The organism is Pseudomonas sp. ASL7 (genome assembly GCF_056680375.1).
Genome location: NZ_CM155279.1, coordinates 1,537,799 through 1,564,683, shown reverse-complemented (window position 1 = coordinate 1,564,683; position 26,885 = coordinate 1,537,799). Strand labels below are relative to the sequence as shown.

28 protein-coding genes are annotated in these 26,885 nt (G+C 53.4%); 15 read left to right on the top strand and 13 right to left on the bottom strand.

Annotated features, from left to right (window positions below):
* Positions 1–159: 159 nt before the first annotated feature.
* A complete protein-coding gene (locus AC1MDT_RS07145; RefSeq protein ID WP_480421363.1) occupies positions 160–735 on the top strand; it encodes a DUF3841 domain-containing protein in 576 nt (191 codons plus the stop codon).
* Between the two features lie 109 nt (positions 736–844).
* Here AC1MDT_RS07145 and AC1MDT_RS07140 read toward each other — a convergent pair whose 3' ends face one another.
* A complete protein-coding gene (locus tag AC1MDT_RS07140) occupies positions 845–1,315 on the bottom strand; it encodes a helix-turn-helix domain-containing protein (protein WP_480421362.1) in 471 nt (156 codons plus the stop codon).
* Between the two features lie 296 nt (positions 1,316–1,611).
* Between AC1MDT_RS07140 and AC1MDT_RS07135 the strand changes: the two genes are divergently transcribed.
* Entirely contained in the window at positions 1,612–2,100 is a 489-nt protein-coding gene (locus AC1MDT_RS07135; RefSeq protein WP_480421361.1) for a hypothetical protein, read from the top strand.
* Positions 2,101–2,238: 138 nt separating this feature from the next.
* On the opposite strand, the gene AC1MDT_RS07130 is transcribed toward AC1MDT_RS07135, so the two are convergent.
* Positions 2,239–2,706: a helix-turn-helix domain-containing protein gene (locus AC1MDT_RS07130; protein ID WP_480421360.1), complete on the bottom strand. Its 468-nt coding sequence runs from the start codon at positions 2,704–2,706 to the stop codon at positions 2,239–2,241.
* Between the two features lie 196 nt (positions 2,707–2,902).
* Here AC1MDT_RS07130 and AC1MDT_RS07125 point away from each other — a divergent pair, with 196 nt between their 5' ends.
* The 9 genes from AC1MDT_RS07125 to AC1MDT_RS07085 all read left to right on the top strand — a co-directional run bounded on the left by AC1MDT_RS07125 (position 2,903) and on the right by AC1MDT_RS07085 (position 7,790).
* Complete coding sequence (locus tag AC1MDT_RS07125; RefSeq protein ID WP_480421359.1) at positions 2,903–3,631, top strand: metallophosphoesterase; 729 nt, start codon at positions 2,903–2,905, stop codon at positions 3,629–3,631.
* Complete coding sequence (locus AC1MDT_RS07120; protein WP_480421358.1) at positions 3,631–4,008, top strand: hypothetical protein; 378 nt, start codon at positions 3,631–3,633, stop codon at positions 4,006–4,008. The genes AC1MDT_RS07125 and AC1MDT_RS07120 overlap by 1 nt, the downstream gene beginning before the upstream one ends.
* Entirely contained in the window at positions 4,008–4,352 is a 345-nt protein-coding gene (locus AC1MDT_RS07115) for a hypothetical protein (RefSeq protein ID WP_480421357.1), read from the top strand. The genes AC1MDT_RS07120 and AC1MDT_RS07115 overlap by 1 nt, the downstream gene beginning before the upstream one ends.
* A 30-nt stretch (positions 4,353–4,382) precedes the next feature.
* Positions 4,383–4,751, top strand: coding sequence for a hypothetical protein (locus AC1MDT_RS07110; protein ID WP_480421356.1), 369 nt, complete (start codon positions 4,383–4,385; stop codon positions 4,749–4,751).
* Positions 4,744–5,148, top strand: coding sequence for a DUF6957 family protein (locus AC1MDT_RS07105; protein WP_480421355.1), 405 nt, complete (start codon positions 4,744–4,746; stop codon positions 5,146–5,148). The genes AC1MDT_RS07110 and AC1MDT_RS07105 overlap by 8 nt, the downstream gene beginning before the upstream one ends.
* A 61-nt stretch (positions 5,149–5,209) precedes the next feature.
* On the top strand, positions 5,210–5,641 hold the full coding sequence (locus AC1MDT_RS07100) for a DUF6957 family protein (RefSeq protein WP_480421354.1): 432 nt from the start codon (positions 5,210–5,212) through the stop codon (positions 5,639–5,641).
* A complete protein-coding gene (locus AC1MDT_RS07095; protein WP_480421353.1) occupies positions 5,631–6,056 on the top strand; it encodes a hypothetical protein in 426 nt (141 codons plus the stop codon). Before AC1MDT_RS07100 ends, AC1MDT_RS07095 begins: the two co-directional genes overlap by 11 nt.
* Before the next feature lie 437 nt (positions 6,057–6,493).
* Complete coding sequence (locus tag AC1MDT_RS07090; protein WP_480421352.1) at positions 6,494–6,952, top strand: helix-turn-helix domain-containing protein; 459 nt, start codon at positions 6,494–6,496, stop codon at positions 6,950–6,952.
* 490 nt (positions 6,953–7,442) lie between these two features.
* Positions 7,443–7,790, top strand: coding sequence for a hypothetical protein (locus AC1MDT_RS07085; protein ID WP_480421351.1), 348 nt, complete (start codon positions 7,443–7,445; stop codon positions 7,788–7,790).
* 274 nt (positions 7,791–8,064) lie between these two features.
* Here AC1MDT_RS07085 and AC1MDT_RS07080 read toward each other — a convergent pair whose 3' ends face one another.
* Positions 8,065–8,325 (bottom strand): hypothetical protein, encoded by a 261-nt coding sequence (locus tag AC1MDT_RS07080; protein ID WP_480421350.1) that lies wholly within the window; start codon positions 8,323–8,325, stop codon positions 8,065–8,067.
* A 191-nt stretch (positions 8,326–8,516) separates the two neighbouring features.
* Between AC1MDT_RS07080 and AC1MDT_RS07075 the strand changes: the two genes are divergently transcribed.
* Complete coding sequence (locus tag AC1MDT_RS07075; RefSeq protein WP_480421349.1) at positions 8,517–14,855, top strand: hemagglutinin repeat-containing protein; 6,339 nt, start codon at positions 8,517–8,519, stop codon at positions 14,853–14,855.
* 3 nt (positions 14,856–14,858) lie between these two features.
* Complete coding sequence (locus AC1MDT_RS07070) at positions 14,859–15,302, top strand: hypothetical protein (RefSeq protein ID WP_480421348.1); 444 nt, start codon at positions 14,859–14,861, stop codon at positions 15,300–15,302.
* Between the two features lie 1,127 nt (positions 15,303–16,429).
* Here the strand turns inward: AC1MDT_RS07070 and AC1MDT_RS07065 are convergent.
* Positions 16,430–17,047 carry a CGNR zinc finger domain-containing protein gene (locus AC1MDT_RS07065; protein ID WP_480421347.1) on the bottom strand — a complete coding sequence of 206 codons (618 nt, stop codon included), beginning with the start codon at positions 17,045–17,047 and terminating at the stop codon, positions 16,430–16,432.
* 288 nt (positions 17,048–17,335) lie between these two features.
* Here AC1MDT_RS07065 and AC1MDT_RS07060 point away from each other — a divergent pair, with 288 nt between their 5' ends.
* The gene (locus tag AC1MDT_RS07060) at positions 17,336–18,340 is read left to right on the top strand and encodes a restriction endonuclease (RefSeq protein WP_480421346.1); all 1,005 of its coding nucleotides are present in this window, start codon (positions 17,336–17,338) and stop codon (positions 18,338–18,340) included.
* A gap of 129 nt (positions 18,341–18,469) precedes the next feature.
* Here the strand turns inward: AC1MDT_RS07060 and AC1MDT_RS07055 are convergent, their stop codons facing one another.
* The 4 genes from AC1MDT_RS07055 to AC1MDT_RS07040 all read right to left on the bottom strand — a co-directional run bounded on the left by AC1MDT_RS07055 (position 18,470) and on the right by AC1MDT_RS07040 (position 22,207).
* Positions 18,470–19,306 (bottom strand): hypothetical protein, encoded by an 837-nt coding sequence (locus AC1MDT_RS07055; RefSeq protein ID WP_480421345.1) that lies wholly within the window; start codon positions 19,304–19,306, stop codon positions 18,470–18,472.
* An 891-nt stretch (positions 19,307–20,197) separates the two neighbouring features.
* A complete protein-coding gene (locus AC1MDT_RS07050) occupies positions 20,198–20,833 on the bottom strand; it encodes an HNH endonuclease (RefSeq protein WP_480421344.1) in 636 nt (211 codons plus the stop codon).
* Positions 20,834–21,036: 203 nt separating this feature from the next.
* Positions 21,037–21,516 carry a GNAT family N-acetyltransferase gene (locus AC1MDT_RS07045; RefSeq protein WP_480421343.1) on the bottom strand — a complete coding sequence of 160 codons (480 nt, stop codon included), beginning with the start codon at positions 21,514–21,516 and terminating at the stop codon, positions 21,037–21,039.
* Between the two features lie 265 nt (positions 21,517–21,781).
* Positions 21,782–22,207, bottom strand: a complete 426-nt coding sequence (locus tag AC1MDT_RS07040; RefSeq protein WP_480421342.1) for a tautomerase family protein — start codon at positions 22,205–22,207, stop codon at positions 21,782–21,784.
* 107 nt (positions 22,208–22,314) lie between these two features.
* Between AC1MDT_RS07040 and AC1MDT_RS07035 the strand changes: the two genes are divergently transcribed.
* On the top strand, positions 22,315–23,178 hold the full coding sequence (locus tag AC1MDT_RS07035) for a LysR family transcriptional regulator (protein ID WP_480421341.1): 864 nt from the start codon (positions 22,315–22,317) through the stop codon (positions 23,176–23,178).
* A gap of 276 nt (positions 23,179–23,454) precedes the next feature.
* Here the strand turns inward: AC1MDT_RS07035 and AC1MDT_RS07030 are convergent, their stop codons facing one another.
* The 5 genes from AC1MDT_RS07030 to tspO all read right to left on the bottom strand — a co-directional run bounded on the left by AC1MDT_RS07030 (position 23,455) and on the right by tspO (position 26,818).
* Positions 23,455–23,889 carry a GNAT family acetyltransferase gene (locus AC1MDT_RS07030; RefSeq protein ID WP_480421340.1) on the bottom strand — a complete coding sequence of 145 codons (435 nt, stop codon included), beginning with the start codon at positions 23,887–23,889 and terminating at the stop codon, positions 23,455–23,457.
* A gap of 133 nt (positions 23,890–24,022) precedes the next feature.
* Positions 24,023–24,505, bottom strand: a complete 483-nt coding sequence (locus AC1MDT_RS07025) for a GNAT family N-acetyltransferase (protein WP_480421339.1) — start codon at positions 24,503–24,505, stop codon at positions 24,023–24,025.
* Positions 24,506–24,601: 96 nt separating this feature from the next.
* Positions 24,602–25,231: a CGNR zinc finger domain-containing protein gene (locus AC1MDT_RS07020; protein ID WP_480421338.1), complete on the bottom strand. Its 630-nt coding sequence runs from the start codon at positions 25,229–25,231 to the stop codon at positions 24,602–24,604.
* A 288-nt stretch (positions 25,232–25,519) separates the two neighbouring features.
* Positions 25,520–26,074, bottom strand: coding sequence for a GNAT family N-acetyltransferase (locus AC1MDT_RS07015; RefSeq protein WP_480421337.1), 555 nt, complete (start codon positions 26,072–26,074; stop codon positions 25,520–25,522).
* Positions 26,075–26,377: 303 nt separating this feature from the next.
* A complete protein-coding gene (gene tspO / locus AC1MDT_RS07010) occupies positions 26,378–26,818 on the bottom strand; it encodes a tryptophan-rich sensory protein TspO (RefSeq protein ID WP_480421336.1) in 441 nt (146 codons plus the stop codon).
* Between the last annotated feature and the right edge of the window lie 67 nt (positions 26,819–26,885).

Genomic DNA, 26,885 nt, shown 5'->3' with positions numbered 1-26,885 from the left:
TTTCTGAGGCAGTCGCTTTAGTTGATACTGTTCTCCAAATTTTTATACTGCCCCGATCGAGGCAGCATCGCCCACAGCGCGTGGTTTCCTTTGTCCTCCCACATTCAAATCTGGCAATCCCAGTTCTCCATCGACGGCCATATCGAATGTTGGACAGTCATGGAACGCTCGACCTGGCAGTTACTCGTCGCCAATGGCACGCTCAATTGCCCAGCGAACAGGGTCAACGACGATCCCATATTCCAGCAGGCCTATGCCTGGATGAAAACCGCCATGGCCGATGCCGGTCTTCATGCGCCGGGCACGGATCAGGCACCGTGGTGGTGCTGGGTCAGACGTGAAGCAGATCACTCTCAGCCCTACATCGAAGATTTGGCAGGCCACGAAGACCCCGTAGTCCTCAAGCTCTCGATCCCGTCCGACCTAGTTGCGTTGACGTGTTTCGATCTGTGGCACTTTGTCCTCAATCGCTGGTATGTGCCGGCGTCGGATGAGGACGATGCAGATTTTGACTGCGCTTTGAAGGTTGCCGAGGAGGGGTTAGAGGCTGCACTGCAACTCGAAGAACGATTGAGACAGTCATGGTCGGCTATCTTCGAGCTCGATCAGTGCCGGGTGGACATGGGGCCTTTTGAAGGCAAAAGTATCCAGGGGTGCTTTTGGACGCTGGAGTACAGTTACGTGACCGATGTGTTGGAACACGCGAACCTGGATAGCTACAACGAGCAGGAATAGCTAACGGGCCCTTTGAGATGAGCTCGTATTCAGATGATTTCGAGCGGAAAAGACTCGCCTAGGATGACGGTGAGTGCCACTTTATAAGCGTTACCTGACGCACTCCAGATCACGACTTCTTCCAGAGATCATTTACGGTCGACCTGGGAATCCCAAGCTCCTCCGAGACCTCCCTCTTGCTCTTCCCGGCGGCCTTTGCCTCCAAAACAGCGCTTACTTTCGCAGGATCGGTACGCCGGCCTGGCTTGTGCGTCACGACATTACCGTCGCGATAGTGCTCGCCGATCTGCTCCTCCACGCCCAGAGCCAAGAGTTTCTGAAATTCACGCTGTAGGAATTCAACGTAGTCCGCGGTGGAGGAGCCACTTTCAATTCGCGAAGCGAAGGCAAGGAGGGCAACGGGATCAATGTCCAGCCTGGCGGCCAACGTTTCCAAGGTGTCGAGCGTGATGCTGCTCTTGGCATGTTCGAGGTTGTGGATGTGCCTTGCTTCCACCACGCCCGAAAACTCTTCCTGAGACAGGCCTCGTGCTACGCGAACAAGCCGTAGCACCGCTGCAAGCGGGCGCATCAGCGGCATGGGAAATCCTCAAAAGCGAGGATGTAGCCATATTGCCGATTACGGAACCATGCAATATAGTGCGCGAAGCCGTATGGCGAGGTGCCATATGCCGTGTTTTGGCCTTCTAGTGGGGATCACCGCCCGAAGGCTGGCGCGATGCATGGGTGATGCTGAGTCAGAGCGGCGTGTTCGTACTGAAAGAATCAATAGCTCTGTTAATCGCTGCTGACCCTGATGGGAGCCGCGATTCATTTCAATAGTTGGCACACGCTTAGCGCGGCAGTGCGTTTGCGCATTTTCCAATGGAGTGCAGTATGTCGGATGTCAGTGTGGTTAGTGGCAAATTGGAAGTGCTTGGCCCGTCTCAAAACAAGTCCGATGGCAGCGAGTATACTTATTTGCGAATTGCCCAGCGTGACGGCACTACAAAACTGGTCAAAAAGGTGGGAGTAGGGCAGCTCATCGAGTCCTACATGAAGCGGGGTGTCGAGGGTGACTTCTTCTTCGTCAAGCTGGGTCGACTGGGCTACATTTTGTTTGCCATCAAAAAAGACGATGGCCATCAAATCTATGAAGAGAATGGGTTCTCGACATGGATTAAAAAAATGCGCTGGAGTGCAGCTTTGTTGGCGTTGCTCTTCATCCCGCTGAGCTTTGTTGGCCTACTCATGGGAGGCTGGCTCGGCATTATCGTCCCGGTCGGGTTCGTTTATTTGATGTGGAAATTGGCTGTGTCTTTTCCAAAGGTGCTGAACGAAACCTTTTTGCGCTCGCAGCTAAGTCAACTTGGATTTGCTAGCTGACGTAGCCCATTCGGAGTACCGCGCTGCCGGTACTCCGCTCTTACCCCGGCCTCATTGCAAGCGATTGGGGAGAACGACCCAATTACGTCGTGTCCCCGGCGGAACGCAGAAGGCTAGATCGAGTGTTTACCCACCGCTCTAGTCTTTCCAATACCGCTGAACCGTCGATTTAGCCAGCCCCAGCTCCCGGGTAACCTCTGCCTGGCTCATCCCCTGCGCCTTCAGTTTCAGCACTGCTGCAGCATTCTGCGCATTGGCCGGTTTGCCACGCGAGCGTTTAGAAAGGTTTTCGCCCTCGAACTGCTCCCGGATCGTGTCAAGGCCGCCAGCAGCATCAAACAGTGCAAGCTCGCGAGTCGCATCGTCCAGCACTTCACGCGGCGTCACACCTTTGTGCAACGCAACGCATATCGTAACTAGGGTGATGGGATCGAAATCGAGAGCGGCCGCAAGCTTGGTGAGCTTGTCGAGCGTGATGTTTGTTTTGCCTTGCTCAAGCAAGCTGATGTTGGCTTGGGCGCTGGCCTCAGCCAACTCTTCGTACCCGAGGCCTCGTAAACGGCGAATGACTCTGATCGCCGCAGCGACCTCGTTCCTGAGTGACATGACTATCCAAAAATAAGGATGGGGCCACAACAAGGCAGTTCCGATAAATATCAAATACTAGTAATATCGGATCATCTTGGTTTATGATGCGTCGCAGCCGTAAGCCAGCGCATGCCCTCTTCATTAGCGTGCAAGCAGCGCTGAACACAGCGGGCGCTACGAGCAATATAGGTCTAAATCAAATTTGAGCGAGTGTATGAAAATCCATATCTGGTCGGATTTGCACAACGAGTTTTCTGTGTTCTGTCCACCCTCAAATTCATCCGATCTGGTGATACTGGCAGGGGACATCGACATAAAATCGCGCGGCGTGAAGTGGGCTAATGAGACGTTCGACTGTCCTGTGATTTACGTTTGCGGTAACCACGAATTTTACGGTGGCCACATAGACCGTACGCTCAGAAAAATGCGTGATGCGGCAGCGCCTCATGTTCATGTTCTTGAAAATGAGGTGTTTGTTTGGCAGCACATTCGGGTTCTCGGCACCACGGCTTGGACTGATTTCACATCCAGTGGTGACGTTGTCGCTGCCACGCGTACCGCTTGGCATGGGATGAACGATTTTCGAGTTATCAGAGCTGATGCTTCTTATCGTCGTTTGCGCCCGGACGACCTCGTTACCCGAAACAAGCAGGCCCGTACGTGGTTGACGCTAGAGCTTGATAAGCCTTTCCAAGGAAAAACTGTAGTCGTCAGCCACCACGCCCCAACACCACACGTTTTGGGTGATAAACAGGAAGGGCATCTAAGTGCTGCATACGCCAATAGCTGGCCCGAGTTGATTGAGAAAGCGGATCTTTGGGTTTTTGGGCACACGCACCGTGGGGTCGATGCGGATCTCTCCGGGTGCAGGGTCATCTCTAATCCAAGGGGTTATCCGGGTGAAGAAACGGGTTTTCGCGCTGATTTTGAGGTTGAGATCTGATGACGTTTTCTATTGTCGATAAGAACGCTCCCGGTTACGCGTCTTACATGATTAAAACGTTTGGAGCGACTCTTGCCGACGTTCGTTTTTCGCGTCTGCCTACCGTCATTCAGAAAGCCAGAGATGTCATCAATGACTACGACATCGTCGGGTTCCTCGCTTGCGCGCTAGAGCGCCCCCCGCGAATGACTGGGCTGATGTTTTGTGACCATCGGCATCAATTTCCTGAAGGCCTTCCCGTACATACGCCGCCCATCGAACGACGGTATTACCGCGATGGTTACCTTGTGGTCGTGGCTCAGGGCGGTGGTCTTTATGTCGTTGCGCATTGGTGGTTTGAAAACGGCGCATTAGGCCCCTTTCATAAAGTGCAGTGATGAAGAAGAACAGAAGGGGACTGCTTGGCAGTCGTGTGATTACAGACGCAGACGAGCTTGTTGGGATTCCGAGCGTCGTGACTGAAGCCCTGAAGGTTGATTTTGGGGTCTTTGTCACGGGATACCTATGCTGCGCAGATTTTGAGGGGTACCACGCCATCGGCATCATTTTCCACGATATGTTCGGCCGGTTTGGCAATGGTCACGGTATCCGCACGTCGAACATTCTGAGTAAAACCGTGGTGAGTGGGTATGTGGTCGTTCAGACGCTTAATAGCCGCTACGTCGTCTGCAGTTGGGCTCATGACGAGTCAGGCCCTCGTTTCACCGGCAAGTTGCACTGACTCTCTCGGGTGACCAGCAAAGGAGCAGGTATGAATTTTTGGTTCTGGAACGTGAAGGCTCTGACCCCAGAAGAGCAGGGGGTCTCGAATTCGATCAAGGCATTGAAAACCCTAACCATGAGGGGTGGAAGGGTCTCGGTTGATGCAGAGGAGGTTCTGAATCAACCTGGCTATCTTCATGCTCGACGTCGTGCCGCCCAACTTGTCCGCTGCGCTGAAACTGGGTCTAACGGCGCTGCTGAAGTTTTGGACTGGAGCGGTGTGGACAGCATAGGGCTGCCATCGCTGTCGATCCTGATTACCACAAGCCTCAAACAATCTCGTCTGGCCGGACTTAATTTCACTCAGGCGATTGAGCGACTCAAGTACCTCACTATGAAGGAGCATTCGCATGACTGATATTTTGCAGGAAGTTGCAGCTCTGCTGGATAGCAGTGGCGAACCTGCAGAAGGCTTTGACGGGGGACAAGTTGAAGCCGAGGTAGAGGCGATCATGTGTTTCAGTGGCCGTCCATATTGTTTGGTTCGAGCGTGGAGCATTATTGAGGTGGAGGTCACTGAAGATTACCTGGCTTCACTTGCGGCAGATGGATTGTCGCCTCATGTACTTTATGCCGCCGATGTCGTTCTTCACAGCGGTGGTAAGCGCAGCCCAGGCGATTGGGTGCGGAGCACATTCCAGCGATCGCTCACCCAAGGCTTCCTGTTTGAAACGAAGAACACAACCTATGTGCTGATGGGGCCTGGCATGAGGAAAAAGGCCAGCGTCGAGGCAGTGTTGGCGATCATTAGCTGAGCGACACGAGGGACAACAACAGTGTGTTCCCGCTTTTTTAGACTAGGTAAGGCAGATATTTTTGGATATTGAACTACTGGGTGATCTTCTTTATGGCCCAGCCCACACGTTGTATGGATCAAAACTTACAGACGAAAAGCTGCTGCAGGTTACCCGGGAAACCTTTGGGTCTAGGCCGTTTTGCATCGTCAGAAATTGGATGATCATCGACGTTGAATTGACCGAACGACACGATGACCTGATTAGAGGAAATGGGCTGCAACCTACTGTGTTGTACGCCAATACTATTGTTAGCGACAGCGAAGCGGCAGGCGAGATGCACAGTGGCGTGCTCTCTGGTTTTCAAGCCAGCTACGAAGACTGTTTTTTTTTAACAGAAAACATCCTCTACGTGCTTGCGGGTAGAGGTTCCCGCAAGTCTGCCGAATTACCTGCAGTATTCGAGTTGTCGCAGCATTGCGGCGGCGAATTTCGGGTTGACGATGGACAATGATCTGACGCTGATTTCGCAGGGGCGACACCGCCTTCTGCTGGATAACCTGGTCATCCGCGAAATTGCATTTATGCCAGGCTGGTGGGTGCTGCTCGTCAAACTCTGTCAGTCGCTCCTGGGCAACCTAGGTGAGCATCATGACGTTCCAGCGATCCTGATGGTACGGGTAAAAGAAAAGTGGGGCGGGCTGCGGATTTACTATCGCAGTGGTGATGATGTCCGCCGGCAAATGATAGACAAGGCGATGAAGACTTCCCTGGTCATTTGCAAGGTATGTGGTGGGAAGGGAAAGCGGATTGGAAAACGGCGATTTAGCCTGAGCTGTCCTGACCACACGGGCTGGTCAACGCCGGCTCTTTTGAAAGCAAAAACACGCTGGGTGGACTCGCCAGTCGTGGCGCGAGACAGCTTATGAACTCGCCTGGGTTAGCCGCACTGCGAGATCCGCTGGTTCGCCGTGCATTGAGCGGGGGTGGTTCGTGACGGAAGACCTGCTGCCGTTGTTGCGAGGGCGCTATCCCGAGATGTTTTCCAGTGAGCATCTGCGGGAAATAGGTTGCTACCCAGGGTGGTTGGGCTTGATTGACGAACTCTGTCAAAGCCTTGCGGATCACCTCGGTGTAAACCCTGATGTGCCTCCCGTGTTAATACGACAGGTCAAAGAAAAATTTGGCGGATTGCGTTTCTACTATCAGGGTGGTGACGACTGGTGTCGCGCTGCTGTCGACGAATCACAAGAGGCATCATTGTCGATTTGCGAAGTATGTGGTCGGCAGGGGCGGATGGTAGGGGCTCGCTGGGTTAGCGTCCGTTGCGACGAGCATACGGTGTGGATGCCGGGCCAAGGTACTCGTGAACCTGCCGGATAGCGTTCGTAATGCGAAGAGCATTCCGTTTAACAAATCTGGATATTCGCCCGAAGGAATGGGGGTTGATGTGAAAGATATGACGTTAGAAGAGCGCAAAGCCTACATTCAGGCAGTGGCTAATGAGGTCGCTCAGGGAAAGTTGACGCTTGGCGGTGCCGTTAAGCGTCTTCGTGAAGATCTCTTGGGCGTGACCCAGGAGCGGTTCGCGATGGCCAGTAAGATCTCAAAGCGGGCCCTGTCGCAGCTGGAAGTCGATCGCGGCAATCCGACTCTCGCGACCCTGGAAGCTGTATTCAAGAAGTTCGGCCTTAAGATAAGCCTATCTCACCTTAGTCCGGTGGATTTCAACGCCGCAGACGCTCTGAAAATCCAGGCTAGCTTTGGCATTCCCGCAGGTAGTCCTGGCCGGCCCGCCTTCCATGCTCCAGGAAAGCTCATGTAGCCTGGATTTCGATCCGACACTGCGCGGGCGAGGATCGCTTATCCATACATTGGATAAAAACGGGAACTAGGCATCCGACAGCGTCCGTTTGATCGGGCGAGGTGTACTGGCAGGCGTCTGCAATCCTCTGCTTCTGCCATGTCAACAAAAATATATTTTCAATGTGCCCCTTGAAAAAATTTTTGTGCGACGGATCTTTATATTTGAGGACAACAAAAAAGCAGCGATCTCGAAGACCCTGCTTTCGGAGAACACATCGAGGAAAAGGGGGCCGTTCGCTTTTGCTGTTGCTCCTGCGTTAGTTCTTCCTGCGTTCATTCTGTCTGGCGCTGACGAACTGCTGCCCTTTGGGCTTGGCAAAATCGTTATCTCAGCGGCGGCAGCCGCTGCTTCCCCGTTTGACTCCAAATAACCGCCCCCTTTTTTTAAAAAATACCCATTTTGGACAACTTCGGCGCGGGTGGGATGCGGGCATAGGGAGGGAAGGCTGATGACTGACGAACTTGAGTTTGAGGTATGGCACTTGGCGCAGCAAACGTGTGATACGTCAGCGTTTGTGCGACTGATTGAAGAGACGGTCGACGGTTTCAAGAGAGAGCCCGGGTTCGATCCTATCGTGCGGTTACACGCATCTGGGATTGGCATGATGGGTGTCAGGGTGCTACGTGATGCGCTGAAACGTCATGATATCTATGCCGGCCCTTCAGCAGACTACGTCGAGCTTAGGTTTCGTTTGAAAATGCATTTGAGAGATCAGTTGCAGTTGCACAGTCTGATGGGCGGTTTGGCCAATGATGAAATGAAAGCAGATCTGCTGGAACGAGATTTAGGGCTGTAGTCGCCGTGGAGGCGATTGATCGAGTTTTCCGACCAGACTCAAATACGGCAAAGAGGAGGGACTCTTAATCAACCATGCCAAAAAGACGTGTACACCGAAGATCTCTTTTCTGCCATTCAACAAGAAGCCTCCGAGAAAGTAATGAGGGGCTTGGGCGCGATCAATGGCCGACCGGGTTAGGAATGCGACTGGCGAGTGTTCCAACCAATCCGGACAGGGGATGCGGCGGGAGGGCCCTCAGGTTGTCATAATGATCAATGAGCTTTCGGCCTTGTCATTCACTTTTCGCCTGGCACACCTCTGACTGTGTCTGCGAAAGTTCGCGTGCAGTTCGGGCTAACTCACTTTTAAGCCGCGACAATTCGTTGCTGTCCTGCCCGTGCTGAACGACCAAAAATGCAATGCGTTGCCGGCATGCACGGAGTTCGCGGTTGGTCTCATCAAGCTCGGATTGCAACAAGTTGCATCGATGCTCGCTCATCTCCTGAAAGGTCTGAAAAGGCGTGAATGTCTCGTCGGCAATAATCTCGTCCATAGTCGCTCAACCCATTTAAGCTGTATATATGAACAGTATACTGATCGCTCGCATGGTTCAAGGGATGAGCGAAATTTGGCGGTCATACTCCGCGTCAGAGGCGGGTCACACAGGGCTAGGCTTCGACGGGCCGATGGTTTCGCCATCTTTAACGGCAAGTCTCCACGTTTAGGATAGGCCATTGAAATTTGGTGGCAAACGTTGCTGATTTCGGTCGCGTAACCGTCAACACCGCCAGCCTCAATAACCAAGGCACTCTGGGCAGTGGCGCCAATCTGCGCATCAACGCCCCAACCATCCTCAACCAGAACGGCCTGATCTTCAGCGGCGGCGACATGGCGCTGCGCACCGACACCTTCACCAACCGCTACGCCGACGTCTACAGCCTCGGCAACATCAACATCGCCAAGGACGACAGCGGTAGTTGGAGTTCATCGATTGCCAACGTGTCGGCAACGATTGAGAGCGTGGGGGATATGACGCTGGCGGCGGGGCACATTGAGAACAGGAAGGATGTGTTTGAGGCGGTGGGTGGGTTGCTGAGTAGTTATATAGGCGTGGAGTGTTACGCCTGCTCCGGGACAGGTGATCTTTTTTCCGCACCCTCGGATAGCTATGCAGTCTGGGTCGAAAACTACAGCTCGCAGATCGTTCAGGATTCGGCTTCATCCAGCATCACTGCCGGGAGAAGCTTCATAGTCAATGGTGGAGACCTTAGCAACCAGGCATCGACCCTCAGTGCCGGAAACAACCTGACCCTGAACCTGCAGACATTCACCAACCAAGGTGCTTCTGTAGGCGACTACAGCGTGGTTCGCGACATAGCGCTTACAAAGGGGCAACAGAGTGGTGCCTTATGGTTTTGGCAACAGATCATGGCTTACAACGCCGCCTATGACCCTGCCTATGCCCAGCCGGTTGGTAGCGACCCTGACTTCGTAAACCCTAACATCCACTTCTGGAACAGTTCTGGCGTCGAATCCGTAATAGCTGTACAGAATCGTCTTGGCGGCAAAAATACGGATCACGGCATTCGCTTTGGCTCGATCTTTGTCGATACAGATAAAGCAGGTGATTTTGCATTAGCTCATTACGGCGACGGTGTGGCCGCGGCCATACCGGATGATATTCAAAACGCCACACCGTTCAATCAGGTTGAAATCAGCATCAGCCCATCAACCTACGCCAACGCCGTAGTCCAAGCCGGTGGTGCGGTCAGCATCACCGCCTCGCAAAACCTCACCAACAGTGTGATCCGCGAAGGCATGGCCCTGAACGTCGATCCATCGCGCGTCGGCTCAACCCAACTCAGTGGTCACCCAGCGCCCACGGTAGTCAGCCTCAACGCCCAACTGCCGCCCGACTTGGCACAGCAACAAGTCAACCCCACCACGCTTCCAGGATTCAGCCTACCAACCGGTCAAAACGGCCTGTTCCGCCTGAGCGGGCAGGGCACCGATACCCCAAGTGGCAGCAGCCCAACCTGGACGGTGGGTGGCGCCAGCGTCAGCACCGGTCAACATCAATCAACCACCACCGGTGGCAGCACCAGCCTGACCCGCGTACAAGGCCTGCCGAGCAGCGCCACGCCGTCGCAACCAAAGAAATACCTGATCGAAACCAACCCGGCACTCACTGACCTCAAGCAGTTCATGAGCTCGGACTACATGCTCTCGGCGCTGGGTTACAACCCGGACGACAGCGAAAAACGTTTGGGCGATGGCCTCTACGAACAGCGTCTGGTGGATCAGGCCATCGTTGCCCGTACCGGCCAAGCCTTCATCGACGGCCAGACCTCCAACGAGGCCCAGCTCAAGTACCTGATGGACAACGCCATCGCCAGCAAGGACGCACTGAATCTGACCGTGGGCGTCAGCCTCACGTCCGAGCAAGTCGCCGCGCTGACCCACGACATCGTGTGGATGGAAGACCAAGTGGTCGACGGCCAACACGTGTTGGTGCCTGTGGTCTACCTGGCCCAGGCCGATAACAACCTCGCACCCAATGGTGCGTTGATCCAAGGACGCGATGTCACCTTGATCGCCGGCCAGAACCTCGACAACGCCGGCACGCTCAAAGCCACCAATAATCTGGCCGCTACTGCCGGCAATGACATGGTCAACAGCGGCCTGCTCCAAGCCAGCGGCCGCCTTGACCTGCTCGCTGGCAACGACCTGACGAACAAAGCGGGTGGCATCATCGCCGGCCGCGACGTCAGCCTGACCACCGTCAGCGGCGACGTGATCAACGAACGCACCGTCACCACCGCCCAAGCCTCCGACGGTTACCGCAGCACCAGCAACGACTACGCCGACAGTGTCGCGAGGATCACAGCGGCCAACGACCTGAGCATTCAAGCGGGTCGTGACGTCAACAACGTGGGTAGCGTGCTGCAGAGCGGCCGCGACACCACAATCACAGCGGGTCGCGACGTCAACCTCGTGTCGGCGCAAACGGAAAACAACTACACCGTTGGCACTAAATACACCGACGACCACACCGCCCAATTAAGTGGCAGCGTCAACGCCGGTGGGGATCTGTCAATCAAAGCCGGGCGTGACGTCACCGCCGTCGCGAGCCAGATTGATGCCACGCGAAACATCGCTGTGGCCGCCGTCGATAACCTGACGCTCAGCTCTGCCGCAAACGAGGCCTACTTCTACTCGAAGACCCATCACGTCACTCAGCAGACAGACTACGTCAGCCAGGTATCGACGACGCTGACTGCTGGCGGCAATGTGACGCTCAGTGCGGGCAACGATCTGACCCTCATCGCCAGTAAAGTGGGGGCTCAGGGTAGCGTTGCGCTTGACGCAGAACGCGATATCAACGTGGTGTCGGCTGCGAATGAAGACTCGTCCTTTTATTCGAAGAAAAAGTCCGGTTCCTTTGGTCGCAGCAAAACCACGCAGAACCAACACGATGATACGACCAGTGTCGCTTCGGTGGTCGAGGCGGGACATAACCTTACCCTCAATACCAGCGAGTCCGCCGATGGCCATCTGAGTATTGATGGTGGTCGTGATGTCAATGTCATCGGTAGCCAGCTCAAGGCCGGCAATGACCTGTTGGTCGGAGCAACGGGCGATGTAACAGTCGTCTCGGATGCCAATGAACACAGTGCTTCCAGCGCGAGCAGCAAGTCCGGATTTGGCGGTCTATCAAAAAGCGCCAAGAGCCAATCAGAGTCCAGTACCACCCAAGTCGCCAGCGAACTGAGTGCGGGCCACGATGCGGTGATTGCCGCTGGCAACGATGTGAATCTGCGAGCGAGTAATGTCGATGCCCAAAATGATGTGGAACTGCACGCCGGGATAATTACCAAAACCGGTGACATCAACCTGGAGTCGGCCAGCAACACGGCGGACAGCCAATCACAAAAGCAATCAAGTAAAGTCGGCTTTTCTTTTTCCGGCGGCATGCTCTCGGTAGCGTCCGAACAGCAAGGCGGTAAACAAGCTCAAAGCAGCACCAGTGTGGGCAGTCAGATTACCGCCGGAGGAGATGTCACGCTGCAATCGGCGCGTGACATCAACGTTGCGGGTAGTACGGTCAGTGCTGGAGGCAGCGCCAACCTCGATGCCGGGCGTGATGTAAATATCGTTGCCGCCCAAGACTCGCAAGGTAATGGATCCTGGAGCAGCCAAAGTAAAACCGGCATTGGTTTTTCCAGCGATCGCAACGGCGTGTCGGTGTTCATCGGCAACGATCAACTGCAGGGCAAGACGCTCGACACATCAAGCACTGCCTCGGCCAGCCTGATCCAGGCCGGGCAAGACCTGAACATCAAAGCGGTTCGCGATATCTATCAGTCAGGCTCCGATCTCCAGGCCGACAACGACATCAGCCTCAGCGCCGGGCGCGATATCGATATCGATGCCACGCGTGAAATGCGTCAGCAGGAGCAGGAGCAAGAGGAACAGCGTCAAGGCCTCGGCGTTACCCTCAACCACAACCTTGGGAACACGTCTGATGCGCTTAAGGGCACCGGTAAGGGCGACAATGCCATCAGCCAGGGTTCCAGCGTTCTGAAGTCAGTCGACGCAATAGGACAGTTTCTTAGTGGCCCCACTGCCGATCTACGCCTCGGCACTACCGGTCAAAGTGCCAGCCAGCAACTTGGCGAACAGAGCAATCGGGTATCCACCCTGGATGCCGGCGGAAACCTGAACCTGACCGCTGGCAACGACGTCAGCGTGCATGGCGGTCAGCTCGACGCGGGCTGGGACATCAATGTGAAGGGTCGCGATGTCGTTATCGACGTGGCTCAGGGAGTTTCCACTCAGAACAGTAACGAAGGCCAGCACACCGGCGGCGTACATGGCGGTACCAGCGGCGGTTTCAAACTGGGTGTGGGCGGTAGCATGGGGGTCGCTAGCGGCACCTCCAGCCAAGGCACTTCAGATGCTGCGCAGTTAAGCGCCGGTCGCGACGTCAACCTGGACGCGAGCAATGACCTGACGTTGGTGGGTACTCAAGTTCAGAGCGGGCGGGACATCAATCTGTCCGCCGGTAACGACCTGAACATTCTCTCCGCCCAGAACGCCAGTTCCAGTGACAACGAGCGACACAACCTGGGTGGCGAAGCAGGAATTGCCGTTGGGCCTGGCGGCATTGGCGTCTATGGCAGCGTCAACTTCGGGATGGGCGATCTCGAACGCGAAGGTCAGCAACAACAACAAGCCAACCTCGATGCTGGGGCTCATCTGAATTTCACCAGCGGTCAGGACACGACCATTGCCGGTGCAGACCTCCGGGGAAATGAGGTCATCGGTCGGGTCGGTGGTGATCTGACAGTTTCGTCAGCGCCCGATACCGGTAGCGTCAAAGGTCGGGAGTTTGATCTCAGTGCCACCGCAACCGTAGGCTTTGGCGGCAGTTTCAGCGGCTCTGTGGGCTATGGGGAAACCACGGGCAAGACTAACTGGGTGGCACAACAGACCAGCATTACCGCCAAAGACCAGCTGGATATCCGCACCGAAAATCACACCCAAATCGACGGCGCACTGCTCTCCGCTGACAACGGCAATCTCAAACTGGACACCGGCACGTTGGGGTTCAGTGACATCGCGGGTCAGGACAAGGAGCACGGTTACTACCTGAACGTGGGCGGTACTTATGGCCCTGGTGGTAATGCCCAACAGGACTCTAGCCAGGTAGGCAAAGGCACAACCGGCGAAAGCGGGTGGAGCCTTAGTGGTTACGACTACCAAAAAGACCGTGAGCAGATTGTTCGAGGAACGGTAGGTGCTGGCGAGATCGTCGTACGTAGTGACAAAGACAGCGGGGCGGATTCGACGCTAGGGCTAAACCGTGATGTCGGCAAGGCTTACGAAGTCACCAAAGATCAGAGCAGCCGTACGGATCTGTACGTCAGTGGTTCGTCTTTAACCGCGGTGAGTAGCCCAGTTGAAACCTCTAAAGCTTGGGGTAAGGCACTCGCTAGCTACGATCAGACTACGATTAACAACTTCAAGGAAATTGGTGTTTCAATCAATCTCAGTCTGCATGCAATAGAAACGATCACCGGAAAACAATTACCTAAAGGCGCGACTGCTGCAGGTGGTCAGGATATTGCCGAGCAAGCCTTTGAAGGGCTAATTCGTGGGGGGGCTAGCTTAAGTGAGGCAGAGGCCACCTTGGCTGATCCGAAATTTCAAGCCGGTGTTCTCCAGAACCTAAACTCGATAGCCGCCATATACAAAGATGATCCTGAGCTTATCGCCAAGGTTGAGGCAGGGTTAGCAGAAAAAAATATCAACGTTGCGCTTCCTGCTATCACCAACGACAAATTGGCACTAGATCGTATATCTGACATTAACAAATATATTCAAGAAAACCCTGACCAAGCGGAAGCGGTAGGACTTGTTTTGGCTGCGGCTCAAGGCCCTAAAGGGCTTATCTTGTGGGCCGCACAGAAAGCTCTGGGGGCCACCTCGTTTGGTGAGGCTGTTGCGAAGGTTCAGGGGGAGCTTGCAGCGGCAGTAGGTAAAGAAGTTGCTGACGGGATAGAGGGTAAACCGCTTGACCCTAAGACCGAGCTCGGTTCCTGGAGGTTGGGCGGCGGAACGCTCTTGGGCACGCTGCTGATAGGGTCAGCTGAGGGTGTCGTTGCAAGTAAAGTTATCACGGTTGCCAAGGGTAAAGGAATTGATAGCACTACCGGCGATGGTGCGATAACGGGAGGCCCTCACCGTGATACCTCCGCGCCCGTGAACGATGGTTTTGATTCTCATCATTGCCCCGCCAAAAGCTGCTACTCTGGTGCGCCAATTAGTAGTTTGGATGGGCCTGCAATTAAGATGGATCCTGCTGACCACAGGTTAACTGCCAGTTATGGTAGCTCACCAGAAGCAAAGGCCTATCGAGCTAAACAGGAGCAGTTGCTGCAGGAGGGGAAGTTAGATGAGGCAATCCAAATGGATGTTGATGATATTCGCTCAAAATTTGGTAATAAGTACGATGGAGCAATAAAGCAAATGTTGGATTATGTCGAAACGTTAGATCCGGCTAAATTCATCAAGGAGTAGTTTATGGTTTTTCACTATAGCGAATCTGATGGTTTAGATGCGTTTTTGGGGGTTCGTGATCGAGAAGGCATCAGGCTCGCAGTCGGGCTCCCATTTGTAGTGCTCCCCAAAACGGTGTTCTCGGAGAACTCTACTGACGCGTTTGGTGGAGCAACTCTTAAGGTTTGGTACGATGCAGGCGATTTGATCTCCGGCGTACAGCTTTATTATCCGAATGCTGAGTTTTACTTGCTGGGTCACCAGTTGCTTGGAGTGAATGTAGATGAGGTTGTCCGTTTTTTGACCAGCGAGGGTATGGATATTTCTTACGATAACGATGGTAGTGGTTTTAGTGTTGGTGAGGGGAGGATTTGTTTTTTTGCCCCTGAGTTACCCGAGCAAGGTAAGCTGGCCAGAGTTGAAGCTGTATACATTGATATTTTGGTTGGTAGGCGAATGCAGAGCTGATGGTAGTAAATTAATTGATGCCGATGTAGTGTTATTTATATTGGTAAAATCGGCTACGGATCAATTAAGCACCCGAGGGGAAAAGGATAGTCCCCGGTGGATCCCCCGAAAATGCACTCTCTCGCCAGTGTCTGTTGAGGTGCCTCGTATAGCAACAGGTGTTCAAGCTTTGTCCAGAGACCTCGGAAGTTTCAGCTATAGCCGCCGCAGCGCTATGTCGCGAAAATCTGTTAGCAAGTTCAGGTTTTCAAGATAAGGTTTTGGCAAAGGAGCTGCGTTATACGAAACACAAAAAAGAGCGCTTACTGAAAATAATGTTGATAATGCGACAGTAAATCTTGATGCAGAGAATGTGTACTCTAATCTAAATCGCTAGGCACTCACCTCTTAACTGTTGGTACGTCTATAATAGTCCATTCGGATCAGATAGGGTCAGTGGTTGCAAGCAAATGTGTCGACTGGAACAACACCTGGTGGTGTTAAGGTGAGAGGGCGTTTAAGCCCTAAAGTTACCATTATCCTCTATATTAGGAGGGGTAAATGAAATTGTGCTTTTCGTGGGAGAACTCAGCTGGAAGACTTTCACCTGCCTGCACTTAAAGTAGTCTTAATAGTGGCGGCGTTAGTCCGCTCGCTTGTCTCTTGACTGATGACGGCGGTCTTAGGCTATTTCATGCGATCTTTTAGCTGGATGAGGGTGTAAGTCAAATAGAATCAGTCAGGGCATCGGAAGTTGAATTCGCGGATTGGCGTCGCGAGGCGTGGGGCGCAGAAATAACGAAGGTGCAGGTTAAAATTTATTCGCTTTATGATGAAGATTATTTTAAGGCTGGTCAGTCTTGATACATTTCAAACGGTGTTGTCGGTATGGCTAGACTTTATTTACACAATGCCAAAAGAGGATTGAATTCAAGAGATTAGGGTGTAGCCTATGGCAGGCTTCGATAGATGATTTTAAGTCGCTACCTGAGTGGCTAGAGCATTAAGCTTCTGCCCAACAAACGTTTGTAGGTTTCTGATCAGTTGGTCGATGGCTTCTTTCGGTACAGGCGGTTAAACGGTGCAACAACCAGGCACGATGTTCATTTAAAGCTTCCGACGGAGACGTAGATCTTCGTAATCGGCAATTATTCGGATACTGCGTTCGCCTGATAATGCCGCTGCGACTTCGCCCGATTCCCGCACGTGGCCATGCTGCACCAACGTCGCCGATGATTCTTCGACGTATCGATAAACACCCAGGTACACCCTTCGCATTGCTTTAGATTTGCAACCAAATCGCTGGCAAGAAGCTCATGCAGACCTAGCGCAAGTCTCTGTGGAAGAGTCGTCAAATCCATCGTGTCCAGCGGCGTTTGCCAATAGGCGTGACCTGCTTCATTACGGGATAGGACGGCGCAAGAAATTGCTTTCTTGATCGAGGTCTCAATCGTCTCCCAATGGTGGCCAGGATGGCTTTCGTTCTTAGCGATGGCTACGAATACTTGGTATACCGCTTCCCGCCATTCAATCAGATTGGTCAACGCTTGTCCTAAATCAGCAGTCATGTAAGAGCCCAGCTCGGCGATCTCGCTGCGTTCCGTAGCGTCGATCACGCTGGCCGCTTCTCCCCATGCCAAGAGCGCGCTGTAGCTTGTCAGACGGTTCTGATCATCTGACCGACCTTGAGCGTCAACGGTGTTGAGGAAGTCCAGTACAGGGTCGCCGGCGACGAACGCGGATTTTGGCCATTTATGTGGAAACATATAACCCTCAATGCTTGCTTTACAGGTTAGTCAGGACTATAGCTTATCTAACCGTTAAAAGCGTTTATGAGCGTTAAATGTCTTCCGAGCTAGCTCTATCAGAGATCTTTCATTTCGAGAGCCAGGCTGTTCGCTGGGGGCACCTTGGTGGGGCTGGCTCTCCCGTCGTCATGGTGCACGGAACGCCGTTCTCGTCACACGTGTGGCAGATACCCGATGAAGTACTCAGGATGCAGAAGCATCTGAAATTGGTCATTGGGGTAGGTGATGTTCAGGATTTGGGGCACTATGCCGATCGACCCGATCGTCAGGAATCTTTCAAAAGGACTTGTAATGCAAGCATTTATTTTGCGGATCTCACCCAGTGGTAACGACAAGGTGCCTGAGGCGCTTGAAAACGATCAGATCATAATAGGTTGGTCGGCGACCCAAGGCCTACTGGACAACGATTTGTCCTGGCAGCAGTTCCGCAAACTACTCAGTGTTGCTCACTATTCGGATGACAAAACTCTCCACCGCGCAGGGTCTGCGGCAGGTCATATGTGGAGATTTGTCCGTGAAATGGTGGAAGGTGATCGAGTGGTAGTTCCGTACGGCTCAAATTTTTATGTTGCTGAGGTGACTGGGGATCCGATCTATCTTCCAGACATGCAGAGTGATGATACCTGCTACCGCCGCCCAGTTCGTTGGCTGAACGGGAAAAATCCCATACCGCGCAGTTACGCCAAAGCGGCCTTGATATCCAGGATGAAGATTCAAGGGGCATCGGCCTCCGCCACAGACCTGTTGGACGAAATTTCGGACGCCCTCGAGCGTGCTATCGCTGGTAGCAAGCCATCCTTCAAGGATGAACTGCAGGCGAGGTTGGTCAAAGAGACCGTCAACGAATTGCAATCAGGTCACATGGATAGCTTTGGCTTTGAGCACCTCATCAAGGATCTGTTAATGGGCATGGGGGCTAAAACGGCGGAGGTTGTTGCCCGCCGTATAGACAAAGGTGCCGATGTACTCGCGACCTTCCGGGTCGCCGACACCTTCCTCTATAAATTGGCCGTGCAGGCAAAGCATTGGGATAATAGTGTTGCGGCCAACGAACAAGTGGTTGAGCAATTGATCAGGGGTATCGAAGATTCAGATGCCAATCTAGGTATGGTCATTACGTCAGGAACTATTGCAGATTCGGCATTTCTCGCTGCTAAGAAATATACCGAAACGACCGGCATACCCATCGAACTCGTCGACGGTGAGCAGTTCGCCAAAATGCTGATCGAGCAGGGTATTGGGGGAGGGTAGATGCGCGATCATCCAGCGCTGCTTCAAAGGCTCTGCGCCACATGACATGAGTAAACCGGTTCATTGCTCCTCCTGACATATAGGAGCAATGAGTGCCTGAGCAAGGGGCAGCATGGGGCCGGATGACGGTTATTTTTTGAAGACTCCAGGCTCAACCACGAACCGATCACCAGACGCCTGAAGAGCAGATACACCTCCATTAATGTAAATATACAGTTGCCATTTTCCAGCGCCTGAGTCACTTACAAAGAGAGTATGAAGGCTGTCCACAGCTTGATTGCCGGTGTTATCGACATAAAATTTATCGAAAAATAACGCCACCAGTTTCATTCCTTCAGCTTTGCGAGTCCGAATTATCCCTGCCAAGCTGTCGCAACGTGGGTCGCCCCCTTTCGCGGATTGCGCATTTTCTTTGAGGCGCTTCTCTTCTTCGCCAGCGGCAGAAACTCCGGCGACTTCGCGCATCGAGTTCAGTGCATCATCAGTGGTCACCCATTGGCCGCCGAGTTTCTCGAGTCGTTTGCCACGAGCCTCCTGCATCAAGCCCAACCACTTGGGGCATTGTGACCGAGCTACCCTCTCGTCGACGGGGGCGATGGTGTTCTCGGCTGGTGGTTGTCCGGCTGCGGGATTCTTGAATACGGCGTTTTCTGTTTTGGGGAGCAACCAGACGCATACCTTGGTTGGTGACATAGACTGCGGCAAGTCGCGTTCAAACAAGGCCATCTTAAATTGATCACCTACCTTGTAGTGTATGAACGTCCACCGATATTCATCCTTGTATCGACTGTCGTTTCTCTCTCCGTACATGTTCATGATGACTTGTCCGGAATGGGTTTTGATGATGGCATCGGCCTGTGCGACCGTAAAACATCCGCCTTTAGAGAACGGGTCATCGTCGGCTCGAACGCTGCCCACCCACATTGTTAAGGTGATTACCCAAATAGCCAGCGCCACTTTGATCATGACTTTTCTCGCAGGGAAGAGGAGCAGTCCATTGTCGGAAGGCCCAATCAACCGCCCGTTCGGCTATCCCGCCGGAAAATCTGATCTGGGTGTTATCAAAGGTGTAGGGCATTGAACGGGAATGTCAACGTATGCGAGCCTCCGTTTATGAGGGTTGAGTGATCTTCACAGTAGCCCCGGCTCCTGCTGACTGGGGTCAGCCCACAGCGACGCTTTGGTGGCCTTTTTCAATCCATCGTTCGTTAGGTCACTGCGGCTAGTTCCGCGATAAAAAATAGTGCCCTTCTTGGCGGGCACCATTGGGACGCGATCAGGAATCCAGAGCCACTGATATCTCGGGTACATGGGTCACTGGAAAATTAACCGAGCGTGCAATAAAACATTTTTCATGTGCTGCGTGGTGTAGTGCCTGAGCCTTTTCAATGTCAGACCCCGAAGCCAAGATTACCTTTGGCCTCAAAATAACAGCGGTAAATTGGCCGGCGCCGCTGCTTTCTTCGAACATGGCTCCCTGTGCATTGTCCTCATATGCCAAGACCACAATTCCCGCCTCTCAGCACATAGGCCTAGGTACCAAAGCTTGTGGCGTGCGGACAGAGAGGCTACAAGCAATTCCTCTGGGTTCCATCGTGTCAAGTCTCCCCTGAAACTGGGATCGGACGACCCGTCAATCGGTGTCTGGCCGTTTGCCCGGATCGCATGCGCTCGGCTGTAGGCGCGATACGATGACGTCCCTGTGCCTTCGTTACCCGTCCAAGATACCTGGACTTCGTAGTTGTGTACTTTCTCTGCCATTTGATCCTTCCTAGAAATGGGCGTCAGCTGCTACCGAAGCATCCAGGTATTCGGCAGCATCCGGTGTCTAATCGAGGTTGGGGAGCGATCAGCAGATCACCGCAACAACCGTTCCAAACCATCCCAGGTGCTTTTCACCGGCTCGAAATCTCGCGGGTCGAAAAGATTCAACTCCTCCAATGTGTAATTCATCTTGCCAAAATTGCAGGGAGCGCAGGTCAATACGGTATTTCCGAGGCTGTTATCACCTCCACGAGCATGCGCTAGAACATGGTCGTACTGCGCCCACAATGCTTGGAAGGCAGCATGTTGCCCGAGGTTGCTCTTCCCCCAGGGCAGCGCATTTGGATAGCTCAGTGCAAGGTGTATCCGTATTTCTGGCCTGATGACTGGCACGCCGCAAAACCTGCAGTGATACCCATCCCGTAGGTGGATCAGCTTTTTCTCAGCCGCATTGGGCATCCTGATCGGGACTCTGTCTATTTTCGGCAATGTGGGAGGGGCATGAGGGATGACCCTGAATTGCACATAAGGACTATTTTTTCCCCACAGCGATTCTGTCCATTCCCTGACTTCGTCCATGTCTGCTGCTCGGATCAAGTGCTCAGCGAGCTCAACCTGGCCCGTCGTGTGGGCTGATACTGCAGCATCTAAATATCGAACAGCATCGAGTACCTGTGCTACCGGTGTACGTAAGCACCGTCGGCTGGTGTCGAATAATTCGTCTGACATTTTCTATCCTTGAGTGGTTTCGCAAATCCGGTTGCGCTGTTTTTGGGGTAGCCTAGCTTGGATGGGGAGGTAGGGTATGGAATAGTCCTGTAACGCAGACGAGCCTCAGCCGAGAGACGGCATAACACCACATCTTCTGCACCACTCAACCGGAGGTAGTAGGTATGCATGCTTTCCTATCTTTCAGGTTCACTGGATGCGAATCAGTTCCCGAGCCAGAGCATGGTCTGAACCGTAATATGCGGATGACTTTCTAATGGCTCCCATTCATCCAGGAAAGCAAAACCCTCCTTCAGATAGAAGTTCGAAGCCCTGGCGTTGCCTGGAGAGACATTGAGAAAAACGCGATTAAAGCCTTTACTCAAAGCGCGAGCTTTTACTGTCTCAACCAGCCGGGCTGCCGCGCCAGAGCCCCGTGCGGCGGGCTCAACCCACATCCCGATCAAGTTGTAGCGATTCGCGCTACTGACTCCGGCACCGATCATTCCGACCGGCCTGTCTCCATCGAAGGCCAACCAGAACTCTGTTCCGGCTGATGACGCTCGCTCTTCCCACTGTGCATCATTGTATTTGGCGGCAGTTTGGTAACTCACACCAAACGCCGTTGGTGTGTCCAAAAGCGCGGCGAGTCGGACTTGTTTCAAAAGCATCCAGTCTGTTGTTTCCGTCGATCGAATTTCCATGATCTTCCTGAAAGTTAGCAACACCTCACTCGGCACCGTATCCACTATCACGGCGTATGTCATCTTGGATGAAGTCAAGAAATGGGGCCGAAAACCGAAGATCCGATCGGCGTTCTTGATCAGCTTGCAACGATGCTAGAAAGCTATGGAATTGCCCACTGGAGCTTGTGGGTGCGCAAGGTGACACGCTTGCTGGACTCTGATTACTCCGGGCTATCCGCATCGATAGGAGTTTCCAGTAGCGGTTCGAGAGACCGGCCTTCGCTCACACATCATTGCCAGAGTTAGTAATTTTGGAAACAGAGTGGTGATGCTTAAACTCCTGACTCATGCCTCCATAGCCATACGCACTGGCCCGGCAATCAATGACATGGATGTTTGAGTGTGGATGCAGGTTTCCGATTTCCCCGGCCAATAACGCAAAAGCCTCATATTGGAAACGCGCTTTCTGCGCTTTGGTGTTGGTCTCGTCAGTGATGGTGACTTCCAGGCGGAACGAGTTGTTTCCGAGCTCGGCCAGCGAACGACTGCTGATGAACCACAGTTCATGAGGTATGAAATGAACCATCACGAATGTCTGTTCCGGGCGTTTCTCCAGTACATCACATGTAAGCGCGGTTAGCTGGGGGACGATGCTCTGGACTAGCGCGATGTCCGGCTGGCCAGAAATTTTGAGTGTAATACCAGGCATGTTGAGATCCTTGTTGGATGTGATGTCTGGCTCAGGGTAAGTAACTTGTTGAATGCTGAAAAGCCGGAAGATATGATCGTATCTATCGGAAAAACGGTAGGATCAGCATGCGCCCTTTCGACTTTGAACTCTTGCGATCCTTCGTGGTTGCGATGGACTCAGGCAGCCTCGCGGAAGCCGCGCCTAAGCTATGTCGGTCGCAATCAACGTTAAGCGAGCAACTGCGCAAGCTTGAGGCCTTCACAGGGGTGACGTTGCTGGAGCGAGGCAAAAAAGGCGTAAAGCCAACACCGGCTGGCGAACGCTTGTTGGTGCATGCGCGAGAAATGCTTACCTTGAGTGATCGCGCCCTCGAAGACGTGCGCGGGGTGACCTTTGCCGGTGAATTGCGGCTCGCCATCACCGACTACTTTCTACCCAGTTCTATAGCTGATCTGCTGAAAAAACTGCGGATACGCTATCCACGGCTGCGCCTGCATGTGTCTGTACGCAAGAGCATGCAAATTGAGAGCGGTGCGGATTCGGGTGAATTCGACATCGGCCTCTCAATGCGAATTCTCGACGGACGCAGCCTTCCTGAGGGCATATCGGTTCGACGGGAGGCGTTGCATTGGGTGTCGGTCGCTGGGTTCGAGCTTGAGCGAGAGGAAAATACTCCTCTGCCACTTTTGGTACTGCCTCAGGGATGCAATCTACAGCGCCTCGCCAGAGAGACCCTAGAGGCCCGCGACGTGCCTTATGTGGTCGCTCACTCCGCGTCTGGAGTCGCAGGGTTGCAATCAGCGCTATTAGCAGGGCTGGGGGTCGCTTGTTTGAATGCATCCGCTATTCCAGTTGGGGCAGAGGTATGTCGATCGGCACTGCATTTACCGGTATTGCCCGGTGTCGAGTTCAGTTTGTTACCTGCTCGTCCTGGCGAGTCCCACTTTGTAGGGGCGGTGCGGGAAATGCTTGCGGGCGAGTTTAGTTAATTTTCTGCGAACCCAGCATCACAACTGTGGAACTCTTGGGCAACTGCGAACCTCGAGAGCGTGACTGCTTTTGGCCGTTCTCTGCCGGTGCTCTCTACCGCGTGTGCTGGTCAAGTCGAATGCAAGCGGTTGGTCGGCACGAATACAATTGACTGGTCAGTGACAATGCAAATGCGTGGTCAAGTCCATGCAATTACGCACAAGAACAGAGCTGGAGGGTCGCCGTTAATCACAAAGGGCTGATATCGACCCCTAACGGGCTTAGGGCTGCTCCACTCATATCAATATATTGGAGTCGACCTTTTTCCCCATACTAATGCGTGGCTCGATCAAGTAGCCCAAAGACTCGTAGAACGTTTTGACTCTCTCATTTGCACTGACAATCTGTAGGTTGATTTTCATGCAGCCTAGCGCGGTCAAAGTGTTTTCAGAGTGACGGACGAGGGACGCCCCCAAACCCTGCCTGCGATGCGAAGGATGCACCGCGATCGAATATAACCATCCACGATGACCATCGTATCCAGCGAGAGCCGTGCCCACGACCACATCCCCAACAAGCGCCACAAAAAAGAGCCCATCGGACACGGCCAGTTTCTTGTCGATAGCAATGCTTGGCGTGTTATGCGCGGTTTCGTAACCGAATACGGTTTCCCAGAGTTCAATGACGGGACGTCGATGGTGTTCGTTTGAGTAATCGACAATAGCATCCATGCCGTAGCCCTCTTGATCGTTTGACGTGGAGCTGGCTAGCGTCCACTCAACTCCGTTTTCAGTCTGTCGCGGATGGCCATGGTCATCCCCCTGGCTATCGGTCAGACTTTTTTTCGCCACGGTGGAAAAGCGCTTACAAGCGCATACCCATCTCGAATGCTCGGATCTCGAAACCCAACCCTGAGTACATGCGAGTTGCCCGTGCATTGAAGGCCCACACCGACAGCCTTAAATCTTTGGCTTTTTGCTCGACTGCCCAGTCTTTCACAAGCCTTACGAGGCCTCGACCGATGCCTTTGCCCCAATACTCTTCAGCTACGCACACCGATCCAATGCGTACGAATATCAGCGGCTGCATCAACGGGCCTGAGCTCGTCGTCAGGCTGGCAGTGATGAAGCCAGTAGGCGTATTGCCCAGATTTGCAATGAACGCAATTTGGCCCGTTTTCTCGAAAAAGCCCATCCAGTGGGGAAGGTCACGTGAAAACTCTGGGGTGGCTTCGGCATAGATATCTGGACTGGCAGCGTGGTGTATGGCATTGAGCAACTGGCCCAGTTCACTGATGACCAGAGCATCTTTGATGGTTGCCATTCGGTAGTTGATGGTCTCTTCCATGATGCTTTAGTCTCCGTGGACTTCTCAGTAGGGGAGATGATTGCTGCTTGCCGTCTTGGCTGCGCCCAATCCTTTATCTTACTCGAGTCGAGTGCTCTACTCGTGGGAACAATAAGCTGCTGCTTTTGCCTGATAATGCCGTTCCACCTTCGCCCGATTCCCACACGTCGCCATCGAGCACCAGCGCCTCCTATGATTTTTCGACGTATCGATAAACAGCCAGGTACACCCTTCACACTGCTTTAGATTTGCAACCAAATCGCTGCGGAGCAGTTCATGCAAGCCGAGCGCGAGTCGCTGCAAGATGGTCGTCAAATAGATAGCGCCGGGAGGTGTTTTCCAGCATGTGTCGCCGTTTTCATCCCGCGATAGGAAGCCATCAGAAATTGCTCTTTTGATCGACGTCTCGACAGTCCTCCAGTCGTCGCCCGGTGGGCTCTGGTTTTGGGCGATGAATTCGAATACTCGATATACCGCTTCGCGCCACTCCACCAGATTGGCCAATGCTTGTCCTGCGTCATCCGTAGCCGCTGAAGCTAGTTCGACGATCTCCTTGTGTTCCGTAGCGTCGATCACGCCCGCTGCTTCGCCCCATGCAAGAAGCGAGCTGTAGCTTGTCAGACGGTTCTGATCATCTGACCGACCTTCAGCATCAACCGTATTAAGGAAGTCGAGTACGGGGTCGCCGGCGACGAACGCTGACTTCGGCCATTTGTGCGGAAACATATAATCCTCAATGCGTGCTTTACCTAATAGGGCTAAAAGACGAGTCGCATCCTCTCCGGCTGGTCGGTCGCGGCCAGGACTGTCTTGGTAAAACTCTACCAAGGAATTATTGTGTCCAGCCGCTTAGGCGTAAGTGAACGACCGTTCGATACCAGTGAAAAAAGCATTGGCGATTACCATGGAGATTGGGTCAGTACCATCACGTGCTCAGAGAACTCAATGGATGCCATCTTGGCTGATGAACGTAATCCATGACGAAATCCACTCGATTTCATCCACTTGACGGGCTTAGAGAATCGCCTCTTTTCTAAGCCATTCCTCACGCGTCATTTCCCAGATCTCCTTCAGTAACGGCCCACTGACAAAGTTGCCTGGCTGCGTTTCAATCAGCCGCATGCCTTCACGTTCCGAAACCTTGCGCGAAGCCTGGTTGCCCACCGCCTTGGGTACCTGCATAACGGGGCGCACGAGCGTTTGGAACCAATAGGCATTGATGACTTCACAGGCTTCGCGAACATAACCCTTGCCCTGCCATTGAGGGGCCGGCCAGAAGCCACGGTTGTTGCCGGGCTGGTCATATAGGCAAATGCTACCGATGCTGTTGGCCGGATCTTCAGCAAGGCGAATCATCCAATGCCATTCGTGGCCAGCGGCAATGGCGGGGAGAGCGGTGTCACGAACATAAGTCAGCGCGCCATCAGGCGGATAGGGCCACGGCACGCGACAGTCGAGAAAACGCACCACTTCCCAATGTGGGAACAATCGCTGAATGGCCGAAGCATCGGTCAGCTGAAGGGGTGTAAGGACGAGGCGGCGAGTCTTCAATGTGGGGCTACTTTCCATAGTAGAGCTTCCTTTGCTCGCGATAGGGCTTTGTCGACACCGCTTCCGAAGCGTATCGACAACGGCTTATTCGTCCGTTCATGACTGATTACCGTCTATCACGAGTGGCTACAGTCGAACCACTGCAGCCAGACGTGGCAGATGGAAATCAGGCTAATTGCCTTGGACACTTTCAGCGATTATAGGGAATTATAGAGCGATTATAGATTGAGGCCCGGAGAGGCAGCGCAACGTCACCCGGTAGGTTGTCTAGCCTCCCGACTAACCTCAGATTCGATCACGATCTAACGTCACTGCACCTCCTTACCTATTGTGACGCAGGATCGAGAAATTCAACGCGGCAGCGACGGTGAGCCACACTAGATATGGGAAAAGGATTAGCCCTGTCATGACGTCAAGCTGCAATGCCATCACTACCATCGCTGCGACCACTAGCCATAGCAGCGAGAGGATCATCATGCCTGCGACGATACGATTTGCTCCAAAAAACACCGGCGTCCACAGTGTATTCAGCGCTATCTGAGCGGCCCATAGCGCCAATGCTGTTTGGCTGCCTGGCATCAGAGTCAGTCGATATCCTGCCCACGCGAGAAGCAAATAGATCGTCGTCCAAGCAACCGGAAACAGCCAATTCGGAGGAGTGAAGCTAGGTTTTTGAAGTGAGGCATACCAAGCGCCTGGCTTGAAAAAGATGCCGGTGCTCGCCGCAGCACAGCAAGCGATGAGAAAGATGTAAAAGGTCATTCGTAGTCCTTTGCCGCAGCAGTTTAGTGTTGAAGGCCGAGTGGCAATCCCGGTATTGGATAACTCA

Excerpts from the sequence above, each read along its gene's own strand:
- AC1MDT_RS07105 (WP_480421355.1), top strand. The coding sequence starts at position 4,744 with ATGACTGATATTTTGCAGGAAGTTGCAGCTCTGCTGGATAGCAGTGGC.
- AC1MDT_RS07015 (WP_480421337.1), bottom strand. The coding sequence starts at position 26,074 with ATGGAAAGTAGCCCCACATTGAAGACTCGCCGCCTCGTCCTTACACCC.
- AC1MDT_RS07120 (WP_480421358.1), top strand. The coding sequence starts at position 3,631 with ATGACGTTTTCTATTGTCGATAAGAACGCTCCCGGTTACGCGTCTTAC.
- AC1MDT_RS07135 (WP_480421361.1), top strand. The coding sequence starts at position 1,612 with ATGTCGGATGTCAGTGTGGTTAGTGGCAAATTGGAAGTGCTTGGCCCG.
- AC1MDT_RS07035 (WP_480421341.1), top strand. The coding sequence starts at position 22,315 with ATGCGCCCTTTCGACTTTGAACTCTTGCGATCCTTCGTGGTTGCGATG.
- AC1MDT_RS07145 (WP_480421363.1), top strand. The coding sequence starts at position 160 with ATGGAACGCTCGACCTGGCAGTTACTCGTCGCCAATGGCACGCTCAAT.
- AC1MDT_RS07025 (WP_480421339.1), bottom strand. The coding sequence starts at position 24,505 with ATGGAAGAGACCATCAACTACCGAATGGCAACCATCAAAGATGCTCTG.
- AC1MDT_RS07085 (WP_480421351.1), top strand. The coding sequence starts at position 7,443 with ATGACTGACGAACTTGAGTTTGAGGTATGGCACTTGGCGCAGCAAACG.
- AC1MDT_RS07050 (WP_480421344.1), bottom strand. The coding sequence starts at position 20,833 with ATGTCAGACGAATTATTCGACACCAGCCGACGGTGCTTACGTACACCG.
- AC1MDT_RS07065 (WP_480421347.1), bottom strand. The coding sequence starts at position 17,047 with ATGTTTCCACATAAATGGCCAAAATCCGCGTTCGTCGCCGGCGACCCT.
- AC1MDT_RS07125 (WP_480421359.1), top strand. The coding sequence starts at position 2,903 with ATGAAAATCCATATCTGGTCGGATTTGCACAACGAGTTTTCTGTGTTC.
- AC1MDT_RS07030 (WP_480421340.1), bottom strand. The coding sequence starts at position 23,889 with ATGGATGCTATTGTCGATTACTCAAACGAACACCATCGACGTCCCGTC.
- AC1MDT_RS07140 (WP_480421362.1), bottom strand. The coding sequence starts at position 1,315 with ATGCCGCTGATGCGCCCGCTTGCAGCGGTGCTACGGCTTGTTCGCGTA.
- AC1MDT_RS07045 (WP_480421343.1), bottom strand. The coding sequence starts at position 21,516 with ATGGAAATTCGATCGACGGAAACAACAGACTGGATGCTTTTGAAACAA.
- AC1MDT_RS07080 (WP_480421350.1), bottom strand. The coding sequence starts at position 8,325 with ATGGACGAGATTATTGCCGACGAGACATTCACGCCTTTTCAGACCTTT.
- tspO (WP_480421336.1), bottom strand. The coding sequence starts at position 26,818 with ATGACCTTTTACATCTTTCTCATCGCTTGCTGTGCTGCGGCGAGCACC.
- AC1MDT_RS07070 (WP_480421348.1), top strand. The coding sequence starts at position 14,859 with ATGGTTTTTCACTATAGCGAATCTGATGGTTTAGATGCGTTTTTGGGG.
- AC1MDT_RS07130 (WP_480421360.1), bottom strand. The coding sequence starts at position 2,706 with ATGTCACTCAGGAACGAGGTCGCTGCGGCGATCAGAGTCATTCGCCGT.
- AC1MDT_RS07095 (WP_480421353.1), top strand. The coding sequence starts at position 5,631 with ATGGACAATGATCTGACGCTGATTTCGCAGGGGCGACACCGCCTTCTG.
- AC1MDT_RS07040 (WP_480421342.1), bottom strand. The coding sequence starts at position 22,207 with ATGCCTGGTATTACACTCAAAATTTCTGGCCAGCCGGACATCGCGCTA.
- AC1MDT_RS07020 (WP_480421338.1), bottom strand. The coding sequence starts at position 25,231 with ATGTTTCCGCACAAATGGCCGAAGTCAGCGTTCGTCGCCGGCGACCCC.
- AC1MDT_RS07055 (WP_480421345.1), bottom strand. The coding sequence starts at position 19,306 with ATGATCAAAGTGGCGCTGGCTATTTGGGTAATCACCTTAACAATGTGG.
- AC1MDT_RS07115 (WP_480421357.1), top strand. The coding sequence starts at position 4,008 with ATGAAGAAGAACAGAAGGGGACTGCTTGGCAGTCGTGTGATTACAGAC.
- AC1MDT_RS07110 (WP_480421356.1), top strand. The coding sequence starts at position 4,383 with ATGAATTTTTGGTTCTGGAACGTGAAGGCTCTGACCCCAGAAGAGCAG.
- AC1MDT_RS07060 (WP_480421346.1), top strand. The coding sequence starts at position 17,336 with ATGCCGATCGACCCGATCGTCAGGAATCTTTCAAAAGGACTTGTAATG.